This window comes from Streptomyces sp. XD-27 (genome assembly GCF_030553055.1).
Classification (GTDB): Bacteria; Actinomycetota; Actinomycetes; order Streptomycetales; family Streptomycetaceae; genus Streptomyces.
This window is the reverse complement of record NZ_CP130713.1, coordinates 3,080,104-3,097,003: the sequence shown is the minus strand read 5'-3', so window position 1 is coordinate 3,097,003 and position 16,900 is coordinate 3,080,104. Positions and strand designations below refer to the sequence as shown.

The following is a 16,900-nucleotide window of genomic DNA, read 5'->3' as shown; positions in this document are numbered from 1 at the left end:
TCACCGTGGACCACGGCGAGGACTTCGGCGCATGGATGGGAGACGAGGGGGCTGAGGCGGACCATCGGTCCGAGGAACAGTGGGCCCTCATCGCCGGTTACGTGCGGCACGCAGCAAACAAGATCGGTCCGGACCTCCCGCTGTGCCTCCCCGGGGAGCCGCAGGAATGCGGGCGGGGCGCGCGACAACACGCACTCGTCTGGGCAGCGGCTCTCAAGGCAGCGGCACAGCACATGATCGAACAGGTTGCTCCGGCCCCCGCCCACGCCGCCTACGCGTCGGGCCCCCTCTACGAACGCCGTCTGGCCGAGCTGCGCGCCACGGAATCCCGGAGTGACGCGGGCGGGTGATCCATCTCTTGACGAGTGGGCTCGTGACTTCGCCCTGATCGGGATCCGCCTCGCGGGGTACGCGGTGGGTCGGCGATGCCCCCGGTGTTCGCACCGGGGGCATCGCCGCACGCGGGCCCGGGGCCGAGCCCGAGCCCCGCACGAATCCGGCTACCGCACCTCGACGAACGCGTCAGCCGCCCGCGCCGGACGCGGCCGTGGCGGGGCCGCCGCGTGGCCGACCGCCACCGCGCCCATCGGGTCCCAGTCCCCGGGCAGCTCCAGCACCTCGCGGACCACGTCGCGGCAGAACATCGTCGAGGACACCCACGCCGACCCCAGGTCCTCACCGGCCAGCGCGACCAGCAGGTTCTGCACCCCGGCGCCCGCCGCCACGACGAACATCTCGCGCTCCGCCGCGCTGCGCCGCGCGTCCGGGTACGTGTGCGAGCCGTCCATCACCAGGCACGGCACCACGAGATACGGCGCGTTCCGCAGCACGTCCCCGCGCCGCACCCGCTTGGCGATGCTCTCCTCGCCGAACCCGTCGCCCCGCAGATCCGCGATCCACGCGTCCCGCATCGCGTCGAGCAGCCGGGTCCGCGCCTGCGCCGACTCCAGCAGGACGAACCGCCACGGCGTCGTGTGGTGGGGTGCGGGCGCGGTCACCGCCGCCGCGACGGCCCGCCGCACGGCGGCCCCGTCCACCGGCTCGTCCGTGAACTCCCGGACCGTGCGCCGCTGGGTGACCGCTTCCCGTACCGCCTCGGAGGTGCCCAGCCGGAAGATGTCCTCGGCCGCGCCGCGCGCCAGCGCCCGCGCGCCCTGGCCGTCCCAGGTGCCCGCCCCGTCCTCCATGACCTGCGGCAGCCCGCGCACGACCGCGACCGGCAGCCCGGCGGTCTTGCCCTTCACCAGGTCGCCGGCGGCGGCCAGTTCGTCGGCGGTGGCGACGACGGTGGCGTGCAGCGGATTCCCGTAGGCGTCGGTGCCGCCGCGCAGGTCGTCCAGGACCCGCACCCCCGCCGCGCCGATCGCGACATCGGTCAGGCCCTTGCGCCACGGCCGCCCGAAGGTGTCGGTGACCACGACCCCGACGTCCACGCCGAGGGCCTCGCGCAGCCCTTCGCGGATCCGCCGCGCGGAGGCGTCCGGGTCCTCGGGGAGCAGCAGTACGGTCCCGGCGGCGGTGTTGGAGGCGTCGACGCCTGCGGCGGCCATGACGAAGCCGTGCCGGGACTCGACGATCCGCAGCGTCCCGCGCCGGGCCACCACCCGCACCGTCTCGGCGTCGATGGCGGCCTCGCGGTCCTCCGCCTCGACGATCCGGCCCTCGGCCTTGCTGACGATCTTGGAGGTGACGATCACCACGTCGCCGTCGGCGAGTCCCGGGAGGCCCTCGGCGGTGGCGGCGCCCGCGATGAGCTTGGCCAGGTCGTCCCCGTCCCGTACCTCAGGCATCCCCGGCAGCGCCCAGACCCGGTACGAGGGGACCGCGGGGGGGCGCGGGGCGGGAGCCGGCGTCGGAGCCGGATCCCGGGTCGGGTTCTGCGTCACGCCCGGACCTCCTCGGCCAGCGCCAGCGCCTCGGCGGCCATCCGCGCGGTGGCCTCGACGTCGGTCATCATCAGCGGTACGGCCCGGCAGCGGATGCCCGCGGCCTCGATGTCCGCCACCGTCCCGGCGTCGACCGTGTCGACCAGCCAGCCGTCGAGCAGCCCCGAGCCGTAGTGCCGGGCCACGGCGGCCGCCGTGGACTCGACGCCGACCGCGGCCAGGACCTTGTCGGCCATGCCGCGCACGGGCGCGTCGCCGACGATGGGGGAGAGCCCGACGACAGGGACGCCCGCGTCGGCGATGGCCTCCCGGACACCCGGCACGGCCAGGATCGTGCCCACGCTGACGACGGGGTTGGACGGCGGGAAGAGGACGACGTCGGCCGCGGCGATGGCCTCCAGCACACCCGGCGCGGGCTTGGCCTGCTCGGCGCCGACGGGGATCACGGCGTGGGCGGGGACCGACGCGCGCAGCCGCACCCAGTACTCCTGGAAGTGCACGGCCTTGCGGCCGCCCTCGCTGTCCGGGGCGTCGATGAGTACGTGCGTCTCGACGCGGTCGTCGGACATGGGCAGCAGCCGCACGCCCGGCTGCCACCGCGCGCACAGCGCCTCGGTGACGGCGCTGAGCGGGTAGCCCGCGGCGAGCATCTGCGTACGGACGATGTGGGTGGCGAAGTCCCGGTCGCCGAGCCCGAACCAGTCGGGGCCGACCCCGTAGGCCGCCAGTTCCTCCTTGACCGCGAAGGACTCGTCGGCGCGGCCCCACCCCTGCTCCTCGTGGATGCCGCCGCCGAGCGTGTACATCACGGTGTCGAGATCGGGGCAGACCTTGAGCCCGAAGAGGTGGATGTCATCGCCGGTGTTCCCGATCACGGTGATGTCGGCGTCCGGAGCCGCCGCCTTCAGACCGCGCAGGAATCGGGCGCCGCCGATACCGCCTGCCAGAACCACAATGCGCATGGCGGACAGTCTGTCAGCCGCGGACGGTGCCCAGGGTCGTCGGGGCGGACTCGGCCACCTGGGTGTGATGCATCGGCATGTCGGTCAGGCCGGGGAAGTAGATGTGGAGACTGACCGCCGGTTCGAGGGAGTCGTTGGCGATGTCGTGGACGTACCCGGGCGCGAAGACCCGCTGGGCGCCGGCGGCCAGGGTGCGCTGCGCCGGCAGCGCGGGGTCGGCGGGAGCGGTCCCGGCGGGAGCGGTCCCGGCGCGCTCGGTGAGCTCGCCCTGGAGCACGGTCAGCACGCCGGAGGACGCGCCGTGGTCGTGCGCCCCCGTGCTCTGGCCCGGCACCCAGCTCAGCAGCCAGACCTCGTAGCCGATTGGGGTCTCCCCTGCTCGAGCGGAGCCGAGAGCTTGGGGAACCGTGCGCAGCCGGTGGTACCAGCGGCTGGTGGCGTCGTACTGGACGAGGTGCTCCCAGCCGGCGCGGTCGGCGGCGATGGACCGGGCGAGCCCCGCGAAGGCGGAGACGGTGGTCGGGTGGGCGGGTACGGGCGGCAGCAGATGCGGGATGGCGAGCGGGTCACCGGCGATCTGGACGTCGCTGTTCATGTGCGGGGGTTCCTCGGCAGACAAGCGGGGAGTGCTGGGCGGCGCGGCCACGGAGCACGCGGAGAGGGGTCACGCGGGGATGGAGCACGGAGAAAAGCTGGAGCTCTGGGGCATCAACAGCTGGAACAGCGACAGCGAGCCTGCACAGCGCAGCGGAACCCGTGGGTACGGGTCGGCTGAGGCGCGTGGGTCACTGGCATGACGCCTAGGAGAACGGGTATAGGGAGCCGCTGTCAACCTGGCGACCGTTTTGCCGCCAATGTTTCACCTCATCCGGTTACAGGGGACGGAGAAAGGTTTGTGCAGCGGCGTGGCCGGAGAGGTGGCGCAACAACCGTCCGCCGACTGCAACGGGATCGCGGTCCATGGCGTCCTTCCCCGGAGGAGGCGCCGTGCGGGGCGGCCGCTGGAGAGTGTCGGCTTTATGCGTATTTGAACACTTTCCGCATACCCTTGGTTCCGCAGAGTGAATAAGGGGCTCAATAGCAGATCTCGGCTTGACTGGCCCGGATCGGCGCACTTGTAATTTCACTCGTGTCGTTCACCTGGGACTCTTCCCCGGCCACCGCCGGGAGGTGCCTCCTTCGGCGGCGGCGCGGGGACGTAAAAACAGACGAGGGGCGCACATGACCGAGTTGTTCCAGCAACTGCTGGTCGAAGAGGCGGATGAAGAGCTCGGTTGGCAGGAGCGCGCACTGTGCGCCCAGACCGATCCCGAGTCGTTCTTCCCGGAAAAGGGCGGTTCTACGCGTGAGGCGAAAAAAAGTCTGTCTCGCCTGCGAAGTCCGTTCCGAATGCCTTGAGTACGCCCTCGCCAACGACGAACGCTTCGGTATCTGGGGCGGCCTGTCGGAGCGTGAGCGCCGCCGCCTGAAGAAGGCCGCCGTCTGAGGTGGGCCGCGGTCCGCGACGAACCGGCCCCCGGCCGGCACCACCGTCCGACAGATCCACACAGCTCGTCACAGCTCGCCCTATACCGCACGATCCGCCTCCCGCGCCCGGCGCGCAGGGAGGCGGACCGCTGTGTACGAGCCGTTGAGGCGGACCGCTGGGTACGCAGCCGTTAGTGTGGGGGACCCCAGCAGCGCGCGGGCGTCCCGCACCACGCGCGTCCACCGCAGTCCAGCACCGCAGTCTTGAGGGGGACCGCCCCCCGTACCCGGCGGAGGGCCCGTAGCTCGATGTCCGTGCACAGCCAACCTGCAGCCCCCTACCCGGCCGCCGCACCCGCACCCGCTCCCGGCGCCGCGTCCGCCCCCGACCAGGCGCCCGAGTTCCCGCGCCACGTCGTGACCGCCGTGCTCGTCGCCCACGACGGAGCCCGCTGGCTGCCCGACGCGCTGGCCGGCCTGGTCGGCCAGGACCGCCCCGTACAGAGCGCCGTCGCCGCCGACACCGGCAGCGCCGACGACTCCGCGCGGCTGCTCGCCGACGCCCTCGGCCCCGACCGCGTGGCTCACCTCGCCCGCCGCAGCGGCTTCGGCACCGCCGTGGAGGAGGCCGTCCGCACCGCCCCCGTCCTCGGCCCCGACCAGCTGCCGTACCTCAAGCGCCCCAGCAGCTGGGACCCCGCCACCCGCACCTGGCGCGACGACACCTACGACATGCCGGAGCTCCCGCACGGCGAACCCGTCCAGTGGCTGTGGCTGCTGCACGACGACTGCGCGCCGGCCCCCGACGCGCTCGCCGAACTCCTGCGGGTCGCCGACGCCAGCCCCCGCGCCGCGATCATCGGCCCCAAACTGCGCGGCTGGTACGACCGCCGGCAGCTCCTCGAAACGGGCGTCAGCATCGCCCGCAGCGGCCGCCGCTGGACCGGCCTGGAGCGCCGCGAACAGGACCAGGGACAGCACGACCAGGTCCGCCAGGTGCTCTCCGTCTCCAGCGCCGGGATGCTCATCCGGCGCGACGTATGGGACCAGCTCGGCGGCTTCGACCAGCGCCTGCCCCTGATGCGCGACGACGTCGACCTGTGCTGGCGCGCCCAGGCCGCGGGCCACCAGGTCCTCGTCGCGCCCGACGCCGTCCTGCGGCACGCCGAGGCGTCCGCCCGCGAGCGCCGCCCCATCGACTGCGTGGGCCGCTCGGTAGCGAACCCCCACCGCGTCGACAAGGCCGGCGCCGTCTACACCCTGCTCGCCAACACCCGCGGCCCGCTGCTCCCGTACGTCCTGCTGCGGATCATCCTGAGCACCCTGCTGCGCACCCTCGCCTACCTCGTCGGCAAGGTGCCGGGGCAGGCGCTGGACGAGATCGCCGGGCTCTTCGGCACCCTGCTGCGCCCCGAGAAGATCCTCGCCGCCCGCAGACGGCGCGGAAAACCGCAGGTGGAGGCGGCCGAGCTGCGGCCGCTCTTCCCGCCGCCGGGCGCCACCGTACGCGCCACCGTCGAGCAGGTCGCCGGCAGCGTCGGCGGCCGCTCCGAACCCGAACTCTCCGCCGCCGGACGGCATGGCGCCGTCGAGTCCGGCCCCGGCGGCGACGACGCCGACTTCCTCGAGGTCGAGCAGTTCGCCCGGCTCAAGGCCATCGCCCGCAAGCCGGGACCGGTGCTCTTCGCCGTCCTGCTGCTGGTCTCGTTCGTCGCCTGCCGCGCCCTGATCGGCGGCGGCGCGCTGGCCGGCGGCGCCCTGCTGCCCGCACCCGCCGACGTGACCGACCTGTGGGCCCGCTACACCGACGGGTGGCACCCGGTGGGCACCGGCGGCACCCAGACCGCGCCGCCGTACCTGGCCGTGCTGGCCGGGCTGGCCACGGTCTTCCTGGGCAGCATGGGCTTCACCCTCACCCTGCTGCTCGTCTGCTCCGTGCCGCTGGCGGGCATCGCCGCGTACTTCGCCTCCCGCCCGCTGGTGGAGTCCCGGCTGCTGCGCGCCTGGGGCGCGGTCGCGTACGCGTTCCTGCCCGCCGCCACCGGGGCGCTCGCCGACGGCCGGCTGGGCACCGCCGTCCTGGCCGTCCTGCTGCCGCTGATGGCGCGCGCCGCCGTCGCGGCCAGCGGGCTGACGCTCGCCAAGGGCACCCCGAGCTGGCGCGCGGCCTGGGCGTACGCGCTGCTGCTGACCTTCACCACGTCCTTCACCCCCGTGGTCTGGCCGCTCGCGGTGGCGCTCGGCCTCGGCGGACTCGGCCTGTCCTTCTTCCGCACCCGCACCGCGCACCTGACCGCCTACGGGCTGCGCTTCCTGGCCGTCGTCGGCACCCCGCTGCTGATCCTCGCCCCGTGGTCGCTGTCCCTGCTCGCCCACCCCGGCCGCTTCTTCGACGAGGCCGGGCTCGGCGGCACGGTCGGGGCGGCGTCCGCCCTGGACCTGCTGGCGCTGAGCCCCGGCGGCCCGGGCGGTGGCGGCTCGCTGCTGCTCCTCGGTTTCGTGCTGGCCGCCCTGGGCGCCCTGCTGCGCGGCGAGCGGCAGACGGCGGTCCGCGCGGCCTGGGTGGTGGCGCTGGCCGGACTGCTGTTCGCGGCCCTCACCAACCGCGTCGGCTGGGCCGGGCCCGCGACCCTCGTCTACGGACTGGCCCTGCTGAGCGCCGCCGTGGTCGGCGCCGAGGGCGCCCGCGAGCGGGTCGCCGCACGGAGCTTCGGCTGGCGGCAGCCCACCGCGCTGCTGATCGCGGCCGCCGCGGCCGTCGCCCCGCTGCTCGCCGCCCTCGGATGGATGGCGAACGGGGCGGACGGCCCGATGGAGCGCCGCGACCCGGTGCAGGTCCCGGCGTTCGTCGCCGAGGAGGCCACCACCCGCGACCAGGCCCGCACCCTGGTGCTGGACGGCGACCGGGCGCACACCGACTACGTCCTCGTACGCGGCTCCGGCGCCCGCCTGGGCGACGCCGAACTCGCCGCCGAGGCGGGCAGCGACCCCCGGCTCGACGGCATCGTGGCCAACCTCATCGCGGGCTCCGGCGCCGACCAGACCAGCCAGCTCGGCGGCTACGCCGTCCGCTACATCCAGGCCCGGGACGGCGCCCCGCGCGAGGTCGCCCGGGTGCTGGACCAGACGCCTGGCCTGACCCGGCTCAGTCAGCAGGACGGCACGCTGTGGCGCGTCGACCAGCAGGTCTCGCGCGTGTCCATCGTCCCGGGCGAGCGCGGTACGGGCACGGGTGCCGGCGCCGCGGCCGCCCCGGTGCCGGTGGGCTCCGGCCCCGTCGAGGCGCACACCGACATCCCGTCGGGACCCGACGGCCGGGTGCTGCGGATCGCCGACCGCGCCGCGCCCGGCTGGCAGGCCACGCTCGACGGCAAGGCACTGAAGGCGACCAAGGTCGACGGCTGGGCCCAGGGCTTCGAACTCCCGGCGTCCGGCGGACGGCTCGACCTCACCTACGAGACCCCGCTCACCCACACCGCGTGGGTCTGGACCCAGGGCCTGCTCGCGGTCGTCCTGCTGGTGCTGGCGCTGCCGGGCCGCCGCCGGGACATCGACGACGACCTGCCGGGGGCGGAGGCGCCCGTGGCCGCCGCGGCGATCCCCGCGCAGGCGGCGGACGGCGAGGGGCGCCGGGCCAGGCGGCTGCGCGCCGCGGCCGAGGCGGCGCAGACCGCGGAGGCGGCCCAGGCGGGGGAGGCGACGCCGGGCGGCGGCACGGCCCATGGCACGTCGGGCGCCGCTCCGAGTGCCGCTCCGAGTGCCGGGCCGGGTATCCCGGTGGGCGATGCGTCAGGCGCCCCGTCCGGTGGTGCGGTGCCCGAGGGCGACGGTGGCCGGGCGGCGAGCCCGCCCCTGCCCCCGCTCCCGCCCAAGCCGCCCATGGACCCGCCGATGCCCATGGACCCGCCGGTGCCGGTGGACCAGACCGGGGCCGCGCCGTACGAGGCGTACGACGGCTTCCCGCAGCAGCCGGCGCAGTCGGCGCCGTACGGGGAGTGGCAGGCGCAGCCGTACCCGCCCGCCGACTACGACGCGTACCAGGGCGACCAGAGCGGAGCGGCCCCGTACGCCGACGGCACGTACGCCGACGGCGGGTACGCCCAAGCCCCGTACGGCGAGGGCCAGTACGGGCAGTACGCCGCCGGCGGATACGCGGAAGGCCGATACGAGGACGGCGGATACGGCGAGGGCGGCTACGGTGACGGCGGCTACCCGGCGCAAGCGCCGTACCAGGCCGCCCCGTACCCCGACCCGGCCGCCGGCTACGGCGGTTACCCCCGGACAGCGACCCGCCCTTCGACGGCGGGGGCGAGTCAGGGAACCACCGCGACGGGAGCGAGCAGCAGCGATGAACCGCACCACCCTGTCCCTGATCGCCGCCGCCGCGGCGCTCGCCGCGGTCACCGGCGTCGCGACCCTCACCGAGCCGTTGGAGCAGACGGACACCTCCGCGGCCACGGCCGCGCGGCTGCCCGTGGAGCGCTCCAGCCTGGTGTGCCCGGCGCCCACGTCCTCGGACGTCGGCGAGACGACGTACACCGCGTTCACTCCGGCGCGGAAGGACGCGAACGAGGCGAAGGGCACGGCGCAGTCGGCCGACAAGAGCACCGCCCAGCTCCTGCCCGCCGCAAACGGGGCCCAGGACGACCTGGCCGCCGGAAAGGACGAGAAGGACGGCAAGGACGGCAAGGACGGCGAGCGGCGGGGCGGCCCGGGCGGCGACCCGGTCGTCCCGCTGAAGGAGCCCGGAGTCCCGGTCGCCGCCACGGCGGACGGCGGCGACGCCCCCGCCCTCACCGGCACCGCCGACGGCCGCCTGGCCCCCGGCTGGACCGTGCAGCAGACCACCGTCGTGGACGCCGGCATCGGACGCGGCCTGCAGGGCGCGTCCTGCACGGCCCCCGACACGGAGTTCTGGTTCCCGGCCGCCAGCACCGCCGCCGACCGGCAGGACTACGTCCACCTGACCAACCCGGACGACACCGCCGCCGAGGTGGACCTGGAGCTGTACGGCCCCGAGGGCCGGGTGGACGAGGCGCAGGCCGGCGAGGCGATCGCGGTGCCGCCGCACACCACCGTCCCGGTGCTGCTCTCCACCCTCTCCAGCCGCCCGGAGATCAACCTGACGCTGCATGTCGCGGCCCGATCCGGCCGGGTCGGCGCCATGGTGCAGGCGGCCGACACCAACCTCGGCGGCGACTGGCTGCCCGCCTCCGCCGACCCGGCGCCGACCGTCGTCCTCCCCGGCATTCCGAAGGACGCCACGGCGGTGCGCCTGGTCGCCTTCGCCACCGGGGACGACGACGCCGACCTCACGGTGCGGCTGGCCGGGGCCTCCGGCACGATCACCCCCGCCGGAAACGCGACACTGCACGTCAAGAGCAAGATGACGGCCGCGATGGACCTGGGCGACGTCACCAAGGGGGAGGCCGGCTCGCTGGTCCTCAGCGCCGAGGGCGGCGGCCCGAAGGCCGCGGTGGTGGCCGCGCTGCGCGTCACCCGCGGCAAGGGGAGCAAGCAGGAGACGGCGTACATCCCGGCCACCGGCCCGATCGAGGAGCGCGGCACCGTCGCGGACAACCGCGCGAAGGGCACCACGCTCTCCCTGGTGGCACCCGGCGAGACCGCGAAGGTACGGGTCACGTCCTCGGCCGGGACCGGCGGCGGCAGCGCCGTGAGCGAGGAGTACACCGTCAACGGCGGAACGACGAAGGAGATCAGCCCGCCGGTCCCCAAGGGGGGCAAGGGCGCGTACGCGGTGACCGTCGAACGGATCTCGGGCGGGCCGGTGCACGCGGCGCGGACGCTGGCACTGCCCCGGGACGGCGTCCCGATGTTCACGGTCCAGACGATCCCGGACGACGGCGGGACGGTGGAGGTCCCGGAGGCGGAACAGGACCTGTCGCTGCTCAACAGGTGAGCCGCGGGCAGGCGAGCCGTCGGCGCGGTCGGCAAGCGGGCCGTGAGCGCGGTCGTGGGGCCGCGGCGGATCAGGCGGTCAGCGCACGGCCCGCCCATCCCGCCGCACGACGGCCTACTCCTGCCCGTACCGCGGATCCACCGACTCCGGGGCGAGCCCCAGCAGTTCGGCGACCTGCTCCACGACCACCTCGTGGATGAGCAGCGCGCGCTCGTCCCGGTTCTTGGCGCGGATCTCGACCGGCCGCCGGTAGACCACGATCTGGTCCGGGGTGTCACCCCGGGCCGCGACGAACCGGCCCAGCGGCACCGAGCCCCCGTCCCACAGCAGCCCGCCGCCGTCCGGGCCCAGCCCGTCACCGCCCGTCGTCGGCACGTCGACGACCCGGAACTCCACCGCGGCGAGCTGCGGCCACCGTCGCTCCAGCCGCTCCACCGAGTCGTGCACCAGGTCGACGAAGGACTCCGCACGGCTCACCGACAGGGGCACCTGCGGTGGCGCGACGGGGCCGCGCATGCCGCGCCCGTGCCGGTCGCGGCGGCGCGGGCGCGGTTCGGACGAATGGGGTGGTACGGGCCTGGTCATCACTCACGAGAGTAGCCCTCGGGGCCCCGCCAGGATGCGCTTATTCGGCCACCCCGTGGCACACCGGGCGCCAGGTCCCGTCATGAGCATTCCAGCCATCGTGAGGTGCAAAAACAGCCGTCTCCGGGGTCGGCGCCGATGGCGCTCCGGGCCTCCGCCCGGGCGCCCCGCCCGCGCCCCGGTCCGCGCCCTCGTCGGTCGCGCGGAGGCTCGGCGCAGGTCAGACGCGATGTTCACGTACGGGATGGGACGGGCGAACCGGGACGACACGGCGGAGTGAGCTGGTGGGGAGTCGTCGCGGCCCGCTCAAGAGTGCGGTACCGTCCAACGTCGTGAGCCCTGTACGTCGCTGTTCGCGCACCGCGTGCGGCCGCCCCGCCGTCGCGACGCTGACGTACGTCTACGCGGATTCGACCGCCGTCCTCGGACCGCTCGCCACCTACGCCGAGCCCCACTGCTACGACCTGTGCTCCGAGCACTCGGAGCGGCTGACCGCGCCGCGCGGCTGGGAGGTCGTACGCCTTGCCGTGGACAGCGGCCCGGCCCGGCCCAGCGGCGACGACCTGGAAGCCCTTGCCAACGCCGTACGGGAAGCCGCCCGCCCGCAGGAGCGCGCGGCCGGAGGCGGCCCCGGGGGCCCCGGCCCGGGCGGCCGGGAGGGCGACCCGGTGGAGGGCCTACGCCGCGGCCATCTGCGGGTGCTGCGCTCACCCGACTCCTGAGCGGCGGCCCCGACTCCTGAGCGGCCCCTCCTGAGCGGCCCCGACTCCTGGGCAGCGGCGCGGCACGCGTCGGCCACTGGCGTGGCGCACGTCGGCCGCACAGTTCCGGCACAGCCCCTGCGGGTAGGTTTGGGTGACCGTGGAGACCTCTCCAGGTGACCTCGAGAACCTCCAGAAGGGGTGGGCTGTGCCCGACTTGTCGCAGATCGTGAAGGCGTACGACGTGCGGGGAGTGGTCCCGGACCAGTGGGACGAGCCACTCGCCGAACTCTTCGGTGCCGCGTTCGCGCGGGTCACGGGCGCGGCGGCGATCGTCGTGGGCCATGACATGCGCCCCTCGTCCCCCGGTCTCTCGCGGGCCTTCGCACGCGGCGCCGCCACCCTCGGCGTCGATGTGACCGAGATCGGCCTGTGCTCCACCGACCAGCTCTACTTCGCCAGCGGCCAGCTGGACCTGCCCGGCGCGATGTTCACCGCCAGCCACAACCCGGCCCAGTACAACGGCATCAAGATGTGCCGGGCCGGCGCCGCCCCCGTGGGCCAGGACACCGGGCTCGCCGAGATCCGCGCCCTGGTGGAGGAGTGGTCCACCACCGGCACACCGGCGCCCGCCGCCACCCCCGGCGAGATCACCCGGCGCGACGTCCTGGCCGACTACGCGGCCCACCTGCGGAAGCTGGTCGACCTCACCGCCATCCGGCCGCTGAAGGTCGTCGTGGACGCGGGCAACGGCATGGGCGGCCACACCGTCCCCACCGTCTTCGAGGGCCTGCCGCTCGAGCTGGTGCCGATGTACTTCGAGCTCGACGGCACCTTCCCCAACCACGAGGCGAACCCGCTCGACCCGGCGAACCTCGTCGACCTCCAGGCCCGTGTCCGTGAGACCGGCGCGGACCTGGGCCTGGCGTTCGACGGCGACGCCGACCGCTGCTTCGTCGTCGACGAGCGCGGCGAGCCCGTGTCCCCGTCCGCGATCACCGCGCTGGTCGCCGCCCGCGAACTGGCCAAGCACCCCGGCGGCACGGTCATCCACAACTGCATCACCTCGTGGTCGGTCCCCGAGGTGGTCAAGGAGCAGGGCGGCAAGCCGGTCCGCACGCGCGTGGGCCACTCGTTCATCAAGGCGGAGATGGCCCGTACGGGCGCGATCTTCGGCGGCGAGCACTCCGCCCACTACTACTTCCGCGACTTCTGGAACGCCGACACCGGCATGCTCGCGGCCCTCCACGTCCTGGCGGCGCTGGGCGGCCAGGAGGGACCCCTTTCCCGCCTGGTGGCGCAGTACGACCGCTACGCCGCCTCCGGCGAGATCAACAGCACGGTCGAGGACCAGGCCGGCCGGGCGGCGGCGGTGAGGTCCGCGTACGCCGACCGCCCCGACGCCGACCTGGACGACCTGGACGGCCTGACGGTGACCACCCCCGACTGGTGGTTCAATCTCCGCGCCTCCAACACGGAACCGCTGCTGCGCCTGAACGTGGAGGCCCGCGACGCGCAGACGGTAACCAAGATCCGAGACGAGGTCCTGGCCATCGTCCGCGCCTGACACGCGCGCCGGGGGACCGCCTTCGACCGGGGGCTCGGCCGCCCTTGGCCCTGACGGCCCCTCGGCGCTGGCCGGTCCCCGCGCCGGCAGCCCTCTGGGCCCGGGGCTCCGCCCCCGGACCTCGGGGCCGCCGGGAAACCTTCACGGGGAACGCGCCTCCGGGCCCGGCGCCCGGCCTCGAGCTTTGCCCCGCCCCTCGGGCACCTCGGGTCCACCGGGGGGCCGGGGGCCGGGGGCGCAGCCCCGGCTACGGGAAGGGGCGGGGCTGGGGGAACACCCCCACGCGCCCGTCCCCGCGCCACCGGCCCGTATGCCCCGGTCGGGCCGCGCCCCACCCGCCTCAGCGGTACGCTGACGACGCCGAAACCACTCCCGAAGGGAACAGCGCCGATGCCGCTCGAAGCCGGTCTTCTGCAGATCCTCGCCTGCCCGGCGTGCCACGCCCCGCTGCGTGAGGAGCCGGCGCCGGAGGCGGAGGAGACCTCCGAGCTGGTGTGCACCGGCCAGGGCTGCGGCCTCGCCTACCCGGTGCGGGACGGGATCCCCGTACTGCTCGTGGACGAGGCCCGCCGCCCGGCCTGACCGCCGACGCGTTCCGGCGGCCTCCGTAACCGGCCCGCACGCAAACGGCCGGACGCGGACCGGCCGGACGCGAAGCAGCCGCGGCGAACCTGCCGGACGCCGACCGTCGGCCGCATGCGCACCAGCCGGATACGCACCGACCGGATGCGACCAGCGGATATGCGCCAGCCGGTACAGACCGCCGGACGCACCAGCCAGAACGCACCCGCCGGAACGCACCCGCCGGAACCTCCCGCCGGGGCCCGCCCCGCCCCGGCAGCCCCCGGCGGCACCAGCCCCCGCGATCGGACATCGGAAAGCCGAGCCACGGCGATCGGAGGCCGAAGCACGATGCTTGACGAATCCCTCCTCGACGCCCCCGACGCCCTCGCCCGCGCCGACACGCGCGGGCTCCTGCGCGGAGCCGCCGAATCAGGAGCCCGGGTCCGTGCCGCCGCCCGGCACGCCGCGGAGGCCGGGATCCCGGGCCTCCAGCCGGACGGCCGACCACGTGCCGTCCACGTCGCCGGGCCCGGCGCCGCCGGGAGCTGCACCGCCGATCTGCTCGCGGCGCTCACCGGCGGCAGCTGCCCCGTCAGCCTGATCGCCCCCACGGGCGTGGCCCCCGCGCCCGGCGCGCTGCGCTGGACGCTGCCGGGCTGGGCCGGGCCGATGGACCTGCTGCTGATCGCGACACCGGACGGTACGGAACCCGGGCTTCCGCTGCTCGTCGAGCAGGCGTACCGCCGAGGCTGCAACATCGTGGCGGTGGCCCCGGCCCGCTCGCCGCTGGCGGAGGCCGTGGGGCAGGCGCGCGGCCTGGCGGTCCCGCTGGCCGTGTCGCCGTACACCACGACGTACGCGACCGCACCGTACGACGACGAGGCGGCGGCCGCCTCCGCCGAACCCGTCGCAGGCGCCCTCGACCCGCGGGGCCCCGGCTGGCCCGGCGGCACCGGCACCGGTCCGAGCACCCGAACCGGCCCCGAAACCGGCTCCCAAACCGGCCCAGAGCCCGCCCCCGAAACCGCCCCCGAAACCGCCCCCGAAACCGCCCCCGGAGCCGGCCCCGAGCCACCGCCCGGCGGCCCCCACCCGCCCCACACCCTCCACCACGGCACCGGCCACGCGGAGGACCCCCTGGGCACCGCGCCCGGTGAGACGACCGGGCCCGCCCTCCCCGGCACCCTGTGGGCGCTGCTCACCCCGCTGCTGGTCCTGGTCGACCGCATCGGCCTGGTCGCCGCGCCGCCCTCCGCTCTGGAGCAGGTCGCCGACCGCCTGGACCGGGTCGCCGAACGGTGCGGCCCGGCCATCGCCACCTACAGCAACCCGGCCAAGACGCTCGCCGCCGAGCTCGCCGGCGCGCTGCCCCTGATCTGGACGGAGGGGTTGGTCGCGGGCGCCGCCGGGCGCCGCTGCGCGGGGCTGCTCGCCGCCCTGGCCGGGCGCCCGGCACTGGTCGCCGAGCTGCCCGGGGCGCTGGCCGCGCACGGCATGCTGCTGACCGGGGCGTTCGCGGGCGGAGCCAACCCCGAGGACTTCTTCCGGGACCGCGTCGAGGAGCCGGAGGCCCTGCACGCCCGGGTCGTCCTCTTCCGCGACCAGCCGGTGACGGAGTTCTCCGCCGCGCCGACCGCCCGCGAGCTCGCGCTCGCCCACGACACGCCCGTCAGCGAGCTGGAACCCGCCGAAGGCAGTCCGCTGGAAGCCGCCGCTGAACTCCTCGCCATCGCGGATTTCGCCGCCGTTTACCTGTCGCTCGCCTCGCCAGAGGGATCATAGGGATCACGAGAGGGAGGGCGCGGCCGGTCCGTCCGTCGGCCGCCTCCGCACCCCGGGTACGTCGCCGGTAGGGGACCCGAGCCCCGTACCGAGCACGCACCCGAGCCCCCGTACCGAGCACGCACCCGAGCCCCCGTACCGAGCACGCACCTGATCCCCGTACTGAGCACGTACCTGATCCCCGTAACAAGCACTCAAGCGCCCCCGCGCACGCCCCACGAGCACGCCGCAAGAGCCCGTAAGAGTCAGGAACCCACACGTCATGGACCGCCTCGCGAACACCGTGCGCCCCTACGCCTGGGGCTCCACCACCGCCATCCCCGAACTCCTCGGCATCCGGCCGACCGGCGAGCCGCAGGCAGAGCTGTGGATGGGCGCACACCCGGGCGCGCCCTCCCGCGTCGACCGCGGTGCGGGCCCGGTCGCGCTCAGCGACGTGATCGCGGCCGACCCCGAAGGGGAACTCGGCCCGGAGGCGGTGCGGCGTTTCGGACCGCGGCTGCCGTTCCTGTTCAAGGTGCTCGCGGCGGCCTCCCCCCTCTCCCTCCAGGTGCACCCCGATCTCGCCCAGGCCGCCGCGGGTTACGCGGACGAGGAGGCGCGCGGCGTGCCCGTCGACGCGCCGCACCGCAACTACAAGGACGCCAACCACAAGCCGGAACTGATCTGCGCCCTCACGCCCTTCACCGGCCTGTGCGGATTCCGCGACCCGGACGAGACCGCCGAGCTGCTGGCCGCCCTCGACGTCGACTCGCTCAAGCCGTACGTCGACATCCTGCACGCCCACCCCGAGTCGGACGCGCTGCGCGAACTCCTCACCGCCGTCCTCACCGCCGACCACGACGCGATGGCCGAGACGGTGGAGGAGGCGGCGCACGCCGCGGAGCGGCTCAGCGCGCTCGGCGGTCCGTACGCCGACGCCTACGCCGCCTACGCCTCGCTCGCCCGGCACTTCCCCGGCGACCCCGGCGTCATCGCCGCCATGCTGCTCAACCACGTACGCCTCCAGCCCGGCGAGGCGCTCTACCTCGGAGCGGGCGTGCCGCACGCCTACATCGACGGCCTCGGCGTGGAGATCATGGCCAACTCCGACAACGTGCTGCGCTGCGGGCTGACCCCGAAACACGTCGACGTCCCCGAACTCCTCCGCGTCGTCCGCTTCGAACCCGGCGTCCCCGCCGTGCTGCGACCCGAGGCCGACGCGGACGGCGAGGAACTGTACGCCACGCCGATCGACGAGTTCCGGATCTCCCGTTACGTCCTGGTCGCGGGCGCGGCCGGACACCCGCTGCCGTCCGGCGCCCCGCAGATCCTGCTGTGCACGTCGGGGACGGTGCGCGTGCGTACGACGCACGTCCCCGGCGAGCTCACCCTCGCGCGCGGCGAATCGGCGTACGTCCCGGCGGGCGAGCAGGTCGAGGCGGCCGGTGACGGCACGCTCTTCCGGGCCACCGTGGCCCTGTGAC

11 protein-coding genes and 2 pseudogenes are annotated in these 16,900 nt (G+C 74.9%); 9 read left to right on the top strand and 4 right to left on the bottom strand.

Features of this window, described 5'->3' with window-relative positions:
- The first annotated feature begins 5 nt into the window (after positions 1-5).
- Positions 6-350 (top strand): hypothetical protein, encoded by a 345-nt coding sequence (locus tag Q3Y56_RS12965; RefSeq protein WP_304462085.1) that lies wholly within the window; start codon positions 6-8, stop codon positions 348-350.
- Positions 351-500: 150 nt separating this feature from the next.
- On the opposite strand, the gene Q3Y56_RS12960 is transcribed toward Q3Y56_RS12965, so the two are convergent.
- The 3 genes from Q3Y56_RS12960 to Q3Y56_RS12950 are packed head-to-tail and all read right to left on the bottom strand — an operon-like array spanning position 501 to position 3,443.
- Entirely contained in the window at positions 501-1,886 is a 1,386-nt protein-coding gene (locus Q3Y56_RS12960; protein ID WP_304462084.1) for a coenzyme F420-0:L-glutamate ligase, read from the bottom strand.
- Positions 1,883-2,848 (bottom strand): 2-phospho-L-lactate transferase, encoded by a 966-nt coding sequence (cofD, locus tag Q3Y56_RS12955; RefSeq protein WP_304462083.1) that lies wholly within the window; start codon positions 2,846-2,848, stop codon positions 1,883-1,885. The genes Q3Y56_RS12960 and cofD overlap by 4 nt, the downstream gene beginning before the upstream one ends.
- Positions 2,849-2,861: 13 nt before the next feature.
- A complete protein-coding gene (locus Q3Y56_RS12950; RefSeq protein WP_304462082.1) occupies positions 2,862-3,443 on the bottom strand; it encodes a cysteine dioxygenase family protein in 582 nt (193 codons plus the stop codon).
- A gap of 626 nt (positions 3,444-4,069) precedes the next feature.
- Between Q3Y56_RS12950 and Q3Y56_RS12945 the strand changes: the two are divergent.
- The 3 genes and pseudogenes from Q3Y56_RS12945 to Q3Y56_RS12935 all read left to right on the top strand — a co-directional run bounded on the left by Q3Y56_RS12945 (position 4,070) and on the right by Q3Y56_RS12935 (position 10,235).
- Positions 4,070-4,334, top strand: a pseudogene (locus Q3Y56_RS12945) (WhiB family transcriptional regulator).
- A 296-nt stretch (positions 4,335-4,630) separates the two neighbouring features.
- Positions 4,631-7,981, top strand: a pseudogene (locus Q3Y56_RS12940) (glycosyltransferase); the annotation flags it as partial.
- 55 nt (positions 7,982-8,036) lie between these two features.
- Positions 8,037-10,235 carry a DUF5719 family protein gene (locus Q3Y56_RS12935; RefSeq protein WP_369696856.1) on the top strand — a complete coding sequence of 733 codons (2,199 nt, stop codon included), beginning with the start codon at positions 8,037-8,039 and terminating at the stop codon, positions 10,233-10,235.
- Between the two features lie 114 nt (positions 10,236-10,349).
- Here Q3Y56_RS12935 and Q3Y56_RS12930 read toward each other — a convergent pair whose 3' ends face one another.
- Complete coding sequence (locus Q3Y56_RS12930; protein ID WP_304462081.1) at positions 10,350-10,820, bottom strand: metallopeptidase family protein; 471 nt, start codon at positions 10,818-10,820, stop codon at positions 10,350-10,352.
- A gap of 284 nt (positions 10,821-11,104) precedes the next feature.
- Between Q3Y56_RS12930 and Q3Y56_RS12925 the strand changes: the two genes are divergently transcribed.
- The 5 genes from Q3Y56_RS12925 to manA all read left to right on the top strand — a co-directional run bounded on the left by Q3Y56_RS12925 (position 11,105) and on the right by manA (position 16,899).
- Positions 11,105-11,542 carry a DUF3499 domain-containing protein gene (locus Q3Y56_RS12925; protein ID WP_304462080.1) on the top strand — a complete coding sequence of 146 codons (438 nt, stop codon included), beginning with the start codon at positions 11,105-11,107 and terminating at the stop codon, positions 11,540-11,542.
- 187 nt (positions 11,543-11,729) lie between these two features.
- Positions 11,730-13,088, top strand: a complete 1,359-nt coding sequence (locus tag Q3Y56_RS12920; protein ID WP_304462079.1) for a phosphomannomutase/phosphoglucomutase — start codon at positions 11,730-11,732, stop codon at positions 13,086-13,088.
- Positions 13,089-13,478: 390 nt separating this feature from the next.
- Positions 13,479-13,670 (top strand): Trm112 family protein, encoded by a 192-nt coding sequence (locus Q3Y56_RS12915; RefSeq protein WP_304462078.1) that lies wholly within the window; start codon positions 13,479-13,481, stop codon positions 13,668-13,670.
- Between the two features lie 330 nt (positions 13,671-14,000).
- On the top strand, positions 14,001-15,434 hold the full coding sequence (locus Q3Y56_RS12910; protein WP_304462077.1) for an SIS domain-containing protein: 1,434 nt from the start codon (positions 14,001-14,003) through the stop codon (positions 15,432-15,434).
- A gap of 262 nt (positions 15,435-15,696) precedes the next feature.
- Positions 15,697-16,899 (top strand): mannose-6-phosphate isomerase, class I, encoded by a 1,203-nt coding sequence (gene manA, locus Q3Y56_RS12905; protein WP_304462076.1) that lies wholly within the window; start codon positions 15,697-15,699, stop codon positions 16,897-16,899.
- Position 16,900 lies beyond the last annotated feature (1 nt).